The following is a 13,568-nucleotide window of genomic DNA, read 5'->3' as shown; positions in this document are numbered from 1 at the left end:
AATATGAAGGAGGAATTTAAGAGGTTTTGCGAAAGCCTAAGTAAGCAAGAAGAAATAAATATTATTAGAGATACTAAAGCAGTGGCTGCAGGTATATTAAATTTTAAAACAGGAAACAAAAAAGCCAAGGAATTAGCAAAGAAAAGATTTGAAAATCACTGTAAAAGTTGTAAATTTAGTATTGAAGAACCAATCCCTGAATTGTGTGTTGTGGATAAGCAAATACCGGAACTTTCAGGCAAAACTTGCGGGGATTGCGGGTGTATTTTATCCTATAAATTAAGACAGTCAGTAAAGAAATGCAGCAGATGGGAACAGTAAAGGAAGCAGTTCTGGATAACAGAAAATTATTCTATAAATTAAATAAGTGCGGAATCAAAAATATTGGTACCGCACTGGATTATCTTTCTATTTATGAACAGTATGAAAGTCACAAACACATAGAGTCGTGTACTGAGCGTAAAAAAGTTGTTGCAACGTTTTGTAAAGTGACGGTTAGAACTGTCGAGATAGCCTTACAGACTATGAAAATGGCTATTTAATTATCTACAAGTAGTTCTATATTCAATTTCGTAGTAATAAACATTATTAGTCCCAGGTATAAGATGGAAATTGGTGCTTTCTCCGGATCTTATGTAATCTACATCGTTACATCTTTTTTCCCCTGCGCTATAGGGGTTTCCGGTTTTACTCCATTCATCTTTGGATATAATTACCGAAGGCGTAGTAGTTGATCCAACAGTACTAACAACCTTTCTTTGGTATTTTTGTTCGGTACATTGACATTGTCCTGGCTCATCAGCAGAATTGCATGAGGCTAATTGTATAAATAAAAAAAGGGAAAATATAAACAATTGTCGATTCATAATTATTCAAATTTTACGTCTTTAATTTTGTACTTCAATCCATCAAAAGAAACCAAAACGATAATTAAACCCTTCACTTTCATACTTAGTTTATTTTCGCTCACAAAATCTTTCATCACATAAAACTCACCCTTTTCATAGTTTATCTTTGAAATATCATTTTCAGAAATGCTTGTGTTTCCATCAGGATTCTTTGTTAAGTCTCCACCAATACTTCTAAATTCTAATGTTTCAGGATATTTTACAGAATATTTTATCAATGAATTAATATCATTGTTAAGTAAAAATCTCTTTTCGGAATAAAAATCATCCTTGCTTTTAATAAAGTTGTCGATTTCCGTTTTACGTTGATCACTTGTCAAATTTGACCAGCCTTTTTCCAGGGCCTTTTTTCTTTGTTGGCTGCTTGCTATTTTTAAACTATCAGCTTTTTGTTTTTCTTTATCAGATTCTATTATATTGCTGCCACATTTATACATTGCAAATAATAAAAATACAAATGAGCCTGTTATTATTAAAGCCCATTTTAAACAACCCGATTTTTTAGTTGAATTAACATTTGTGTTTTGTTCCATGATTATAATTTTCCACAAAGAAAGCAAATATTTTTGATATGGGTTTTGCGGGAAACCGTAATAATTTATTTAAAAACCTATTCTGTTCTAAAAGCTTTATTTAATCTTTCAATAGCCTGCTGAAGAGTAGGAGGAGTAAATTCATCTCTAATATTAAAATCTAAATCTCTTCTTTTAAGCGAGAAATAAAGATTTTGAAGTTCATGTACATATTTTTTTCCAACATAGAATCTTTGATTATTAATACATATAGCTACATCTTGTGAAAGATAGTTTAGATTTACTATTAAAATTACAGAATCAGTTATATGTATTTTAAATAAATCATCATGAATATGCTCAAACCCAAACATAAGCAACCAATCGATTGTTAATGGAATAGGATATATTCTATCATATGATTTAAATACAATCAAAGCCTCAAATTTTGATTGATCCAATATTAACAAATCGCCAACATTTCTATATGTTTCAGAAAGAGAAACACAATTACCATACCTCAGTTGCTTTATGTCCATCATCTTATTGCATTATTTATTTTTTCTTTCAATTTTTCCTCTTTCATTCTTAATTCATGAAACCCGGATTTCTCCATTGGCAATTCTCCATTCTTTCTACAAAACTCTAAATATTCATCATACAATTTGTCGTCATTCATCTTTTTTTGATGAGTTTCAATGTACGGATTTACCTTGCGTTTTTTCCTTTTAACAGCATTGTTTATGACAATGTAGAAGAATAAAGTAATAAAAAGTAACATTAATATCATAGCTGGTGCGAAATAAAAAATTCGTGTAAATCGTAAAGCCTTTATATACAAAGCTAAAACGTTAATTGTCTGCGAATTGTGTTTACACAAATTTACAAAAAAATAAGTGAAAATTTGTATAAGGTAGATTGGATTTTAATGAAGCACGAGATTTTTATTTACGGGGATATAGTTCCGTTCAAATGGCTTAATGATGGTAGCGAATATGACCTAAAGGATTTGAGAGATTCTTTAAGTTCAATTGCTTTCCAGCCTTCTGATGAACTTATCGTTAACATTCATACTTATGGCGGTGATACTACTACTGCTTTTGCAATCAGAAACTTACTAAAAAGAACTAAAACAGAGAAAGGAATTTCTATCAGAACCCGAGTAGATGGCTATTGCGCCTCTTCTGGGGTTATTATTCTTTTAGCAGGAGACAAAGACAAAAGAACTGGAAGCAAATTTTTAAAGCCGTTTGTTCACAATGCTTGGTCATGGATGGTCACAGGTGACAAAAATGAGGCTAAAAAAATTTTTGAAGCTCTGGATATTGTCGATAATGAGATTGCAGAATGTTACGCTGAAGATACAGATATTTCAAAAGAAGAAGCCTTACAATTCATGAGTGAAGATCGTGATCTTACAATAGAAGAGTGTATGAAATATGGATTTTACTCAGAGCTTGAGAATGTTCAAACTGTGCAAAATTCAATGATATTTAATTCTATCATTTCAAGGAATAAAGAAAGCAGAAATAATTCAATAAATAATAAAATGACGCAAGAAGAGAATTTGGTTTGGAACAAGATTAAAAATATGTTCAGTGACAAAGACAAAACTTCTTCTAAAAATGCAATGCTATACACTGACAAAAATGAAGAGGTTGTATTTGCTGAGCTAAATGAAGGAGAAAAGCCGAAAGTTGGCGATGCTGCAACTATCAACGGCAAAAATGCGAGTGGTACAGTGAATATGGCGGACGGATCTGTTTACAGTTTTGAAGCTGGTAAAGTAACTGAAATTAAAGAAAAAGATGGAACAATTGATACTGTGACTTTGAATTCATTAAATGAGAAGTTGGATGGGTTAATTTCTAAAAATACAGAGCTGGAAAATACAATCGCTACTCAGAATTCAACAATTGAAACCCTTCAAAGTAAACTAAACAAAGTATCTGATTTCGAAGACACTTTCAATAAGCTTAAAAACCTTGTTGGAGAAACTGGTGTAGGAGTTGAAAATGAGCCGAAGGGACCAGTTGATACGGTTGTTACCACTTCTAAAAACAGATTCGAAAATTTTAAACTAAAAAATACAAAGTAAATGACATTAGCATACGATTTTAATATTCAAGATTTAATTGATGCGAGTTGTGATCTAGCGCAAGCAAGACAACTGAACATCGATAATATGATTTTCCAGGAAACTGTTGAAACATCAGATTTTGCATCGAAACATTATATTCAAACAGGAATTGAGCACAATACACCAATTATTGCTTGGGAGCAACCTAAAAATTGGGGATTCTTAAAAAAATCTTCTGACCTTGGCTGTACTTGGAATTCATGTACATTATCTAGCGAACCAACTAAAAAACTATGGTCTCCACATAACTATGACTGTTCATTGACATTTTGTTGGGATGATCCGCAGATAACAAAAAACTTTAGAGCATTCTGGAACCTAAAGTGCCAGTCAGATCCAGAAACAGATTTTGATAATGCATTTTACCAGTTTGTAATTGCTCAAACTGCAAAAGCAGTAAATGATTCTTACTGGAGAATTACTTATTTCGATTATAAGGATAATACTAATACTGACTTCGCTGGTATTGATAACATTTTCTTAAAGCTGTTAGGTATTCTTGCTGATCCTATTTTAGCAGCGCAGCAAAGAGTAATTATTGCAGAAAATGCAGGGGCGGATATTGCCGCACAAATGACTTTGCCAACAGACGCAGGTTATAAGTATTTCAAGCAAATGTATTCATTGATGTTGACTAATAGGCCGTTTATGATGACTAAGCCAGGGCTTAAGATTAGAGCTACACAAGAGTTAGCATTGAATTATCTAAACTGGTTACAGGAGAATAAAGAGGTGAACTGCTGTTTCTCACCTACTGACGGCGTTACGGGATCTAAATATTCATTAGATAACCTTAATTACATGGGTGTGCCTATTCAGATTGAACATGAATGGACTGAGCTTGTAAAATACATTGCTGGCCCATCTGCAACTAAGTACGACAAACCTCACAGAGCTTTACTTACTTACGATACTGAGATTTCTGTAGGTACATGTGATATGAATGCTTTCAAGCAAATGAAACGTATTTATGATCCTAAAACAGAAACGCTTGAGATCAAGGTTAAAACTAATATTGATGTACAGGCAACATTTGACAAAAATTTTATCCTAGCAATTTAAAAACAAGACTATGGCAAATTGTGCAAAAATTATAAATAACTCCTTACATAATTGTGAGAACAAATCAACGGGAGGACTTGAGCAAACAATCAAGCTTATCAACAGGGATGATATTTTGTCTAATCTGGCTGATTTTACTATTCAAAGATCATTGGCTCCTGCTTGTCAGCATTCAATTACAGCTTATGCTGGCGATCCGGAAACTTTAAAAGCTGTGACATTTGAAGGTATTCCATCAAAACAGTTGCTTTCGGCTTCATTTAGTTTAGCTACTGGTGACTATGCTGATTTATTTACCCACACAGTAAACTTATTCAGTCAAGGGATGACTATTGATACTGTATGTAACTTAAAAGCTTTAGCAGCAGGAGCTGAAGTTGTAGCGATTGTTCATCAAAGAGATAAAGGATCGGACAATAAAGATGCATTCTGGGTATACGGATTTGATAACGGATTAAAGATTGGAGAATTCACATGGAACTCTAATGAAAACAACGGTAATACAATTATTCCACTTGCTTCAAGAGAACCGAACTTAGAAAAAGATCCTCCATTAAGATTACTTCTGACAGATTATACAACTACAAAAGCGTTCTTCGATTCGCTGGGAAACTAGGTGGGGGCGGGGACACCCCCTTCTTCAACTATACTTTTGATTACTTATTAAGTTAGTCATGGAAAGATTAGAATTAATAAATAAAGGAGCGGATGCGGTTAGAAACACACCGCTCCTTTTTAATGCTTACAAACAATTTCTTTTAGAGGATTGGGGTGAGTTGCCGCAAGGGTGTTTTGGATGCCAGTTCAATAATCACTTCAGTCAATGGAAGAATCAAGTATTAAATAATAATGTAACACCTATGGAAAATAAAATTGTTAATAACAATAAGACTTATGTTCTTAAAGATAAAAGCACTTTAAAGTACTTAAATGGCGATGTATGGTCTAATAACTCATCTGATGAGGACTGGGTCAAATATATCAGTTTAAAACCACAGGCAAAAGATCTGTTTTATGTGCTTCCAGTTGCAATTGAGAAGACAGAACCCGAAATAGCCGTTGAAGAGGACTTCAAAAAAAAAGAGCCGAGCGAATCGCCAATGACAAGCGTTGTTGTGGATGACGCAAAAGCTGAAGAAACAAAACCAAGAAGAGGGCGTAAAAAACAAGATTAATGGATCAAAAAGCCGAAAGTAACTTAGCAAAGTTCACAGCAAAATTTGTTGAGATATACAATCGAATCATTCCTCAGAAAAAGGAGTGTGATTTTGATATTTATCTTAATGATGTGGATAACTTATATCCTGACCGCTTAGAGGCTATTGAACGCAATTCGGTTACGGCCATTAGTTGCTCAAACAAGCTAGGCAATTTTATTTTCGGTAAAGGTTTTGAAAATAATTTTGCTTCTGAAATAAACACTCGCAATAATCAGAAAATAACCCTGAATAGATGCCTTCTAGATGTAAGTAATTCATTGAAGACTCATAAAGGCGTATATATTCATTTGAACTTTAACATTGAAGGGAAGGTTAATTATTTTGATGTTCTTGAATACAAAAAATGTAGAAAGGTAAAAGAAGATGACTATGGAAACGAAGGAGTTATTGTTTACAAAGATTGGTCTAAGCAAAAAAGGAATTTTAGCTTCTTCAATGAGAAAAAAAATAAAAGAAGTAAATGGTTCTATCCTTACAATCCTGAAAACATTAATGCGCAAAGGGAAAAAGACAGTCCTAAAGCAGATATTAAAACTCAAATAGTTAATTACAGAGGTCAGGTCCTATATTATTCGTTAGATGATAGAAATCAAATATATGCAAATGGATGGCTAAATGCTCAAGGAATGAATGATGCCGACTCAGAATTTAGAATGAGTTTGTACCATAACAATAATATTCGGCTTGGATTTATTGACAAAACTATTTTAATAACAAACGGTTTAGACCCTGACTCTGAAACACAGTTCCAAAAAGATTTCTACGGATGGTTAGGGGCAGAGAATGCCGGGGGGGTATATCATATTAATACACCTTACCAGGTTGAGGATATTAAAAGCACAATATCGGTTGAAACAGTTGCATCTTCTTATGATCCAAAGAAATTCAAAGAGGTTTTAGAAGATATTAAAGACAACATTAGAAGTTGTTACCTTCAAATACCTAAGATTTTAATTGATGACAAAGACGGCGGGATATTTGGAAATTCAGGAGAAGCAATTAAAGAAGCGACTAAAGTCTATAACAACGAAACTGCGTCTATCAGATATGAGGTTGAAGATTTATTTAAAAAAATATTTAACACTGAATTCAAAATCATTCCGATTATTCAAGAAGATGTTTCTACAGATGTAGGCGATGAATTAAGATTGAAATCACAAGCCGAATTGAAAGGATCCGTAGGAGGAGTTTCAGCCCTAATTGAATTACAGAAAAGCGTTAGTGAAGGATTTACAGAGAGAGAATCTGCAATTGAAATCATTAAAGAGATTTATGGAATTAGTGCTGATTTAGCTGAAAAAATGATTGGACAACCAAAAGACAAAACAGATGATAACATGCAGCCTGGAGGATAATTTAATCCAGAAATCAGATTTCGAATGCATTGGGCAAGTTGCTAAACACTGTAACTGGGAACAGCTATGCGTGTTTATCCGTGAGCAAACTAACCTTTGGTTAATTCCTAAGATTGGATATTGTCTGGTTAATAAAATAGTTTCAAATCCGGAAAATGAATTAATAAAAAAAATATGGTGTGGCTCGGAGTATGAGTGTACAGGAAAACTAATGATTCATTTCGGTCTGAAACGAGTGCTAATTCATGCTAGTTATGCAGCGTACATCTTCAGACACGGATACATTGATACATCAGTCGGAGTTGTACAGAAGATAAATCAAGATAGCGTAGCAGCTCCAATAAATGAACTTAAATCAATCATGAATGAACATTACCGTAATGCAGATATGTATTTGGAAATGGTAAAAGATTATTTGTGTACGATAAAAAACGAAGAACTAATAAAAGACTGTGTTCACTTTGATTGTAAAAATTGTGGATGCGGATCTAAAAGTGAAAATAAAGATATTCAAAACAGAAACCCTATCGGGAAAAATATAACGAAGTGGAATTATGGCGATAGATAAAAAACCGATACAAGACTTACCAGTAAAACATTTTGGCGATAAACATTTTTCATCAGAATTTAATACTGTTAGAAATTCATTACTAGATATTATTGATGGGATAAATGCTGTTCCAGCAATGATTGAATCCGATTTTAAAGGAATACTTTCACCAAGTGATCCAGCACCGACAGAAGATGGCACTTATAAGCCGTCAGTGTCTTCAGCAGATCCAGGTACAAACTATCCTAATGCGGGGAATCTAAAATCTATGAACGGCTACGATACTTTATTTTATAAAAAAGGTTCAGTTTGGACCAAATCAGAAACTAAAATGCCAGAAGTAGACGTTGATGGAGTTGTGGAAGCAAGCAATCCTAATGCTGTGAGCGGTGGGACTGTATACGATAGATATAAGAATCTTATTAATTTAGGTTCCACAAACGTTCCTTTCACTTTGGCAGCCGGAGGACTCAATACGACAACGGGTGTACCTAATACATCTGTGAACTGGTTGCGCACATTACCCGTTACTTGTGATCCGTCTACGGCTTATAGCGTTGAGGGGTATAGCATGGATTCAAATTCCATAAATATGCGAGTGTTCTTCTACAATGGAAGTACATTTTTATCATATCTTCCAAGTGGATCGGCAACAACATTTCCATTCACAACTCCAGCAACCTGTAATAATTTTATGGTCCAGGTGGCCAGTGGTACTGATGTAGGATTATCACCTTCAACATCACCATATAATTCATCATTAAAGATAATTAAAGGCTCGGCTTCTGGAGATTATCTAAAAGCAGAAAAATTATTTGGAACAATCTCCACTCCGCAAATCCAAAAAATAGAAACAGCTAAAGACTATGAGAATGTATATTTTGGTGGCGAATTCAAATTTACAGCGCAAGTAGGGGTAGAAGAGTATAAGAAGACTGCAATGTTAGCTAGTAGTGGTGTTAATCATTTGAATTTCGCTGCAACCAATGAAAATAACATTTCTGTTATTTCGGCTAAAATTGATTCCATCGCCTCAAATGGTTCCATTAGATTAGGATTTGGCGATACAGATTCGTGCTTTCAATTAATCAAAACGGCTGCATCATCAAGTATATTCGATGTTTATTTAATGTCTAGATATGGAGTTACTTCTATAGGTTCGGCAGCTATTGGATCGGCAAAAACACTTGTTGCAGGTGATGTTCTTACGCTGTTCAGAAGCGGATTAAATTTTATAATATATATAAACGGTGTTTTTTCTGGAAGTTACAATGCCGCGTCACAGGGCACTTTGAATGGAAACATGAAGGGGGTTATTGGATTCAGGGATAATGTACAGTACTGGAAGGCTGCTAATATCCAGTATAAAAAGAGAAAAGCTCCTTATCTACATATTTCAGTGGATGATTCTATTAATGTGTTTAGAGAATTATCAATCAATAATCCGGCATCTATTTTTGACAATGCAAGATTAGCAATTTATAAGGAAATGCATGATAAATATGGTGCGTGTTTTTCTTTGTTTGCATTCTATCAAAACTCTTCGAATACATTCAATCTATCCCAAATGCCTGCGACCTGGAAAGCTGAATTCATTGCGAATTCTCATTGGTTAAAGATTGGGTTCCATGGTGTGGATTCAACTACTGACTATACCACTATCTCTCTCACTGATGGTGTTGAACATTATACACGTATCATCAATGAGATCAATCGCTTTGCCGGATACAGTACCATTGACAATATGCCAAGGTTTTCAAATTTCAAAGGAAGTAAGACTCTGCATGCTGAATTAAAAAAATATGGATTGGTAGGAGCGTTAACCGCGGATGATACTAGAACGGATGATTCAGGGTTAACCACGGCTGAACAAACAGCCATTAGAAACGCGGATGATTATTACAATTATGAAATAGGCTTTTACTACGCGAGAACTTCTCCGCGTTTAGACGCTGTCAATGCAACAGCAGTTGTTACTATGCTTAAGAATGAAAACAATAGTTACAACACGAAAATGTATTCGAAATGTTCTATCACGAGGGCAGAGAATCTACAACAGAAGGCAAAGAAATGATTGAAGCAATGTGTAAGTATGCATATGACAACAGAATTCGCTTCGACTTTCCACAAAATAATATTCTTAATTAATAGGTAATGAAATGGGGAATCCAAATACAAATCAAATCGGACGATTTCAGCAGCTTATCGCTAGAAATCCACTTGCTTTTGTCGCTGCTGTGTTTTTCGTTATGTTCTGGATTACCTATTTCATCAACATGAATAAAAATAACGATGCTGAGCAGTATTGGAAAGAATTATACGAAAAGGAAAAATGGGAAAAAGACGCCCTAAAAGATCAATTATTAAGAAAGGCCGGGTATATTGAGAAGGAGACAATAAAAAAAGCTGACAGTACGCTTCGTGAAAAAACTCAGGAACAGGCCAAAACAATTTTAAATCAAGCAAAATGAAAAAGAATGCATTTATAGCGATTTTGGTTTTGGCAGTTATAGTTTTAGCTGCAAACCTTTTTACCGGATGGTTTACTTTGAGTAAAAACGACCGGATTGTAGAAGACTCAAAACACAAAAAAGACAGTATTGCTTTATATACATGGATGAATAGAGTTGACAGTACCCTACATGGAAAATTTGAAGAAAAGGAAGGTGAGTTAATTCAGAATCATGTTACTAAAAATTACAACACATATGTTCAAGACACTTTGGCTCCTGCTCTCAACATCGCTACTGAAAAGATTGATGAATTAACCAGGGCAAAGTTCATTTTAGAAGGGCAGTTAAAAGCCAGTAAGGAACAACGAGAAAAGGACCGTATTTATTATGAAAACAAGTATATGCAGATTGTTTCCAATACAGCTGACAGTACTATAAACTATAAATACAATGCTATTGTTGATGTGGTTAAGTATAATGAAAAAAAGTGGCTTTTAGGGCCCGAAAAAACATATATCGACATTTCTTCACCTGACAAAAACATGAAGATTAACGGCGTTGAACATTTCAAAAAGCGAATTGACATAAAGCCTAAAAAATAGGTTTCGGCATTCAGGCAGGTTATTATTACATACCCGGAACTAATCAGTTTTATCCTGGCTTTGGTGTCGGGGTTTCTTACAATTTAATAAGATTATAAAATGAAAACATCACAGAAAGGAATAAATCTAATTACATCATTTGAGGGATTCAGCTCAAAGCCTTATCTGGATTCTGCAGGAATTCCGACAATAGGATATGGCAATACTTACTATCCAGGAGGGAAAAAAGTAACCATGAAAGATCCAGCGATAACAAAAGAGAAAGGAGTTGAATTATTCGCTGCAATTCTGCCTACTTATGAAAAGATTGTGAATTCAAAAGTAAAAGTTCCATTGACTCAGAATCAATTTGATGCTCTTGTTTCACACACTTACAATACCGGAGGATCTGATGGTTTATTTTATTTAATCAACAAAAGAGCTTCAGATGCAGAGATCAGGAATTGGTTCACTACAAAATACATTACCGCCGGAGGAAAAGTTTTGAACGGACTGATCCGGAGAAGAAAAGCGGAGGCTGACTTGTTCTTTGTGAAGTAATATAAGTGAAGTAATAAATATTTTCTTAAAGTTACATACTATTATTCATCATCTTGTATGTGAATTTCATCATAAGATTCTTGAACAATTTTTTTTATTTTCCTAACCCTTTCTACTATATATTTAGTAGGTGATTGTGTTTTTTGAGGATCAGAGTAAATATCATTTACAAAAACAATTCCAATACCACTAACCTCTGGAAGCTGCATTAAAATAAAGTCTTCATATTGACTAAACATTTGATAGACCATTTTATAATACAATCTAAATCTAATCGTATTTTGAGCATCTTCAATAGTGTCACCAAATATAGATCTAGCTCCAACAGCGACAAATGATGCCGTTGGATATTTTTTTGAAGGATTGGCATAATTTGTATGCAAGATCTAATTATCTTATATGGTTCGTGAGTGTTAGTAGGGATGCTGTATTTCCTTTTTGAATCCCTGTGAATTTTACAATAATATTTTATGGCAAAAAAATCACCTTCATGGTAAATTGCTTCGATGCAATATTTTAGATTAGATTTTGATGACTTAAAGAAGAATTCATACCCTTCTTTAATAGAATGTCCAGCCTTTTCAGCTGGACATCCTCTATAATTATATATTTTATAATAATCTTCGCTCATCTACCAAGAAATTTCTAGAGAATGATTTCTTCCGGTTCTTGGATTAAAAACGATGATTTGACTTGCGTCTGAAAGTTTGATAGGTTTGGAGTCCTTAATAGTTGGCCAACCCTTTCTAATACCCTTTTGGTTTTGAGTCTTTAATTGCTTAGTTGACATATTTAATATTTTTATTTTGTTAAATTTAATATTTTAATTATTGCAAAATACATGCAAATGTTTGTTTAGAATTATTCTAAATTGTCTAATTATGGTGTAAATATATGTATTTTATTGCGTTTAATAGCAAATCATTACATAAAATTTATCAATTTTTATTATTTGTAACGGTTCAAAATAATTGTTTAAATCTTTTTTTCATGTTTATACAGCATCAATAGCATCAAATACTGTATAATTATTTTATTGTTTAATTTAGATCTCTTCACTCATATTTTCTTTTTACAAATCTATGAGTAGGCGACGTCAGAAAACGTCGTATTATCTAATTTTTGGTGAAACTACAGAATATTATATTAACTGCCTTACGGGTTTCCGTAATATAAATTAAAAGAAATTCCCCACCTAACAGTGGGGTTTTACTTAATCAGTAGGAGTGTTTTCTCTAATCAATCTTAAAGTGCCTGAATTAATAGATAGTAACCTCTTTATTTCTTGCAATTGCACGTCATGCATTCCAGATTGCTTAGAAATTAACCTTAATATTTCATCATTAATAACTTTGTTTTGTTGCAAAGCTTCAGAAATCATTCTTAATAAATCGTTTTGATTTTCCATAAAAAATAGTTTTTTGTAGATTCTAATATACAAACAATTTAAAGTCAATCATTACGGTTTCCCGTAGAGTTATTACTACAGTCTAACCGTATATTTACGGAGTTTTTTTAAGAGATAAGAACAAGTCAAGTTTTTTTTAATGTCCCTGGCTATGGCTTGGGATTTTTTACATAGTAAAACCCTCCTTTTTAGGGGAGGGCAAATGTACGTAGAGATAGTACAACTATTATGAATTGTAAATGTCAGCATAAATAGTTTTAGTTTATATTGTCTCAATCATAAGATTCTATTTTAAATTGTCGTAACTGAAAGAAAATATTTTAGTTTTACCTCATGGTTGTCTGGGAGGTTTTTTATACCATAAGATAATTTTTAACAAATTGGATTATTAATATACCTGTTTCAGTTTCCAAATATTTTTATCAAAAGATACCACAAAAATAAACTTTTCATTAAACAGTGATGATTATGGCATGTGTATTGTTAGTGTTAATGCAGGTTTTGTAAAATATAACCTACGCAACACCACATCATCTATCTATACTTAATCACACACTTAAAACTTCATTTTTTATGAAGTTTTTTTTATTTTAGCTTCGTTTGTGGTTTATTTATAAACTAATCAGTCTATCTATGCCTCTATTTTTGAGAGGTGTTTTTGTCTGTAAGTACTATGAATAAAGAGATTGTGTTAAATTTACTAACTAATCACTAAATAATGAAATAATTTATATATTTAAGTGTTCGATTATTTAAATATCGGATGATATGTATTCAGCCTTCTATGCCCTGGGAGGTTTTTATTTCTTATTAGAATC

15 protein-coding genes are annotated in these 13,568 nt (G+C 33.2%); 11 read left to right on the top strand and 4 right to left on the bottom strand.

The window, feature by feature from the left end; all coding sequences use genetic code 11:
- Window positions 1-3: 3 nt before the first annotated feature.
- Window positions 4-321 (top strand): hypothetical protein, encoded by a 318-nt coding sequence (locus KBP46_RS09925; protein ID WP_216445253.1) that lies wholly within the window; start codon window positions 4-6, stop codon window positions 319-321.
- Window positions 322-868: 547 nt separating this feature from the next.
- Here the strand turns inward: KBP46_RS09925 and KBP46_RS09920 are convergent.
- On the bottom strand, window positions 869-1,441 hold the full coding sequence (locus KBP46_RS09920; protein ID WP_216445252.1) for a hypothetical protein: 573 nt from the start codon (window positions 1,439-1,441) through the stop codon (window positions 869-871).
- 77 nt (window positions 1,442-1,518) lie between these two features.
- Window positions 1,519-1,962, bottom strand: a complete 444-nt coding sequence (locus KBP46_RS09915) for a hypothetical protein (protein ID WP_216445251.1) — start codon at window positions 1,960-1,962, stop codon at window positions 1,519-1,521.
- A 386-nt stretch (window positions 1,963-2,348) separates the two neighbouring features.
- On the opposite strand from KBP46_RS09915, the gene KBP46_RS09910 reads away from it, so the two are divergent.
- From KBP46_RS09910 to KBP46_RS09865, 10 genes are all read left to right on the top strand, one after another.
- A complete protein-coding gene (locus KBP46_RS09910; protein WP_216445250.1) occupies window positions 2,349-3,518 on the top strand; it encodes an ATP-dependent Clp protease proteolytic subunit in 1,170 nt (389 codons plus the stop codon).
- On the top strand, window positions 3,519-4,622 hold the full coding sequence (locus tag KBP46_RS09905; protein WP_216445249.1) for a hypothetical protein: 1,104 nt from the start codon (window positions 3,519-3,521) through the stop codon (window positions 4,620-4,622).
- A gap of 10 nt (window positions 4,623-4,632) precedes the next feature.
- Complete coding sequence (locus KBP46_RS09900) at window positions 4,633-5,238, top strand: hypothetical protein (protein ID WP_216445248.1); 606 nt, start codon at window positions 4,633-4,635, stop codon at window positions 5,236-5,238.
- Window positions 5,239-5,296: 58 nt separating this feature from the next.
- Complete coding sequence (locus tag KBP46_RS09895; RefSeq protein WP_216445247.1) at window positions 5,297-5,797, top strand: hypothetical protein; 501 nt, start codon at window positions 5,297-5,299, stop codon at window positions 5,795-5,797.
- Window positions 5,797-7,197: a hypothetical protein gene (locus KBP46_RS09890; protein WP_216445246.1), complete on the top strand. Its 1,401-nt coding sequence runs from the start codon at window positions 5,797-5,799 to the stop codon at window positions 7,195-7,197. The genes KBP46_RS09895 and KBP46_RS09890 overlap by 1 nt, the downstream gene beginning before the upstream one ends.
- Window positions 7,172-7,765: a hypothetical protein gene (locus KBP46_RS09885; RefSeq protein ID WP_216445245.1), complete on the top strand. Its 594-nt coding sequence runs from the start codon at window positions 7,172-7,174 to the stop codon at window positions 7,763-7,765. Before KBP46_RS09890 ends, KBP46_RS09885 begins: the two co-directional genes overlap by 26 nt.
- Window positions 7,752-9,821 (top strand): hypothetical protein, encoded by a 2,070-nt coding sequence (locus tag KBP46_RS09880; RefSeq protein WP_216445244.1) that lies wholly within the window; start codon window positions 7,752-7,754, stop codon window positions 9,819-9,821. Before KBP46_RS09885 ends, KBP46_RS09880 begins: the two co-directional genes overlap by 14 nt.
- 85 nt (window positions 9,822-9,906) lie before the next feature.
- Window positions 9,907-10,218, top strand: a complete 312-nt coding sequence (locus tag KBP46_RS09875) for a hypothetical protein (protein WP_216445243.1) — start codon at window positions 9,907-9,909, stop codon at window positions 10,216-10,218.
- A complete protein-coding gene (locus KBP46_RS09870; RefSeq protein ID WP_216445242.1) occupies window positions 10,215-10,802 on the top strand; it encodes a hypothetical protein in 588 nt (195 codons plus the stop codon). The genes KBP46_RS09875 and KBP46_RS09870 overlap by 4 nt, the downstream gene beginning before the upstream one ends.
- 99 nt (window positions 10,803-10,901) lie before the next feature.
- The gene (locus KBP46_RS09865) at window positions 10,902-11,342 is read left to right on the top strand and encodes a lysozyme (RefSeq protein ID WP_216445241.1); all 441 of its coding nucleotides are present in this window, start codon (window positions 10,902-10,904) and stop codon (window positions 11,340-11,342) included.
- 41 nt (window positions 11,343-11,383) lie between these two features.
- Here the strand turns inward: KBP46_RS09865 and KBP46_RS09860 are convergent, their stop codons facing one another.
- Together KBP46_RS09860 and KBP46_RS09855 are read right to left on the bottom strand one after the other, a co-directional pair.
- On the bottom strand, window positions 11,384-11,725 hold the full coding sequence (locus KBP46_RS09860; RefSeq protein ID WP_216445240.1) for a hypothetical protein: 342 nt from the start codon (window positions 11,723-11,725) through the stop codon (window positions 11,384-11,386).
- Between the two features lie 830 nt (window positions 11,726-12,555).
- Window positions 12,556-12,750 carry a hypothetical protein gene (locus KBP46_RS09855; protein ID WP_216445239.1) on the bottom strand — a complete coding sequence of 65 codons (195 nt, stop codon included), beginning with the start codon at window positions 12,748-12,750 and terminating at the stop codon, window positions 12,556-12,558.
- Between the last annotated feature and the right edge of the window lie 818 nt (window positions 12,751-13,568).

The organism is Chryseobacterium sp. PCH239 (assembly GCF_018924625.1).
Classification (GTDB): domain Bacteria; phylum Bacteroidota; class Bacteroidia; order Flavobacteriales; family Weeksellaceae; genus Chryseobacterium; species Chryseobacterium cucumeris.
The sequence above is the reverse complement of the archived record's forward strand: the minus strand, read 5'-3'. Positions and strand labels throughout refer to the sequence as shown.

Bases quoted from the DNA above. Each gene is read 5' to 3' on its own strand.
- KBP46_RS09880 (WP_216445244.1), top strand. From the start codon at position 7,752: ATGGCGATAGATAAAAAACCGATACAAGACTTACCAGTAAAACATTTT.
- KBP46_RS09855 (WP_216445239.1), bottom strand. From the start codon at position 12,750: ATGGAAAATCAAAACGATTTATTAAGAATGATTTCTGAAGCTTTGCAA.
- KBP46_RS09905 (WP_216445249.1), top strand. From the start codon at position 3,519: ATGACATTAGCATACGATTTTAATATTCAAGATTTAATTGATGCGAGT.
- KBP46_RS09895 (WP_216445247.1), top strand. From the start codon at position 5,297: ATGGAAAGATTAGAATTAATAAATAAAGGAGCGGATGCGGTTAGAAAC.
- KBP46_RS09900 (WP_216445248.1), top strand. From the start codon at position 4,633: ATGGCAAATTGTGCAAAAATTATAAATAACTCCTTACATAATTGTGAG.
- KBP46_RS09920 (WP_216445252.1), bottom strand. From the start codon at position 1,441: ATGGAACAAAACACAAATGTTAATTCAACTAAAAAATCGGGTTGTTTA.
- KBP46_RS09870 (WP_216445242.1), top strand. From the start codon at position 10,215: ATGAAAAAGAATGCATTTATAGCGATTTTGGTTTTGGCAGTTATAGTT.
- KBP46_RS09910 (WP_216445250.1), top strand. From the start codon at position 2,349: ATGAAGCACGAGATTTTTATTTACGGGGATATAGTTCCGTTCAAATGG.
- KBP46_RS09925 (WP_216445253.1), top strand. From the start codon at position 4: ATGAAGGAGGAATTTAAGAGGTTTTGCGAAAGCCTAAGTAAGCAAGAA.
- KBP46_RS09890 (WP_216445246.1), top strand. From the start codon at position 5,797: ATGGATCAAAAAGCCGAAAGTAACTTAGCAAAGTTCACAGCAAAATTT.
- KBP46_RS09875 (WP_216445243.1), top strand. From the start codon at position 9,907: ATGGGGAATCCAAATACAAATCAAATCGGACGATTTCAGCAGCTTATC.
- KBP46_RS09885 (WP_216445245.1), top strand. From the start codon at position 7,172: ATGATAACATGCAGCCTGGAGGATAATTTAATCCAGAAATCAGATTTC.
- KBP46_RS09865 (WP_216445241.1), top strand. From the start codon at position 10,902: ATGAAAACATCACAGAAAGGAATAAATCTAATTACATCATTTGAGGGA.
- KBP46_RS09915 (WP_216445251.1), bottom strand. From the start codon at position 1,962: ATGATGGACATAAAGCAACTGAGGTATGGTAATTGTGTTTCTCTTTCT.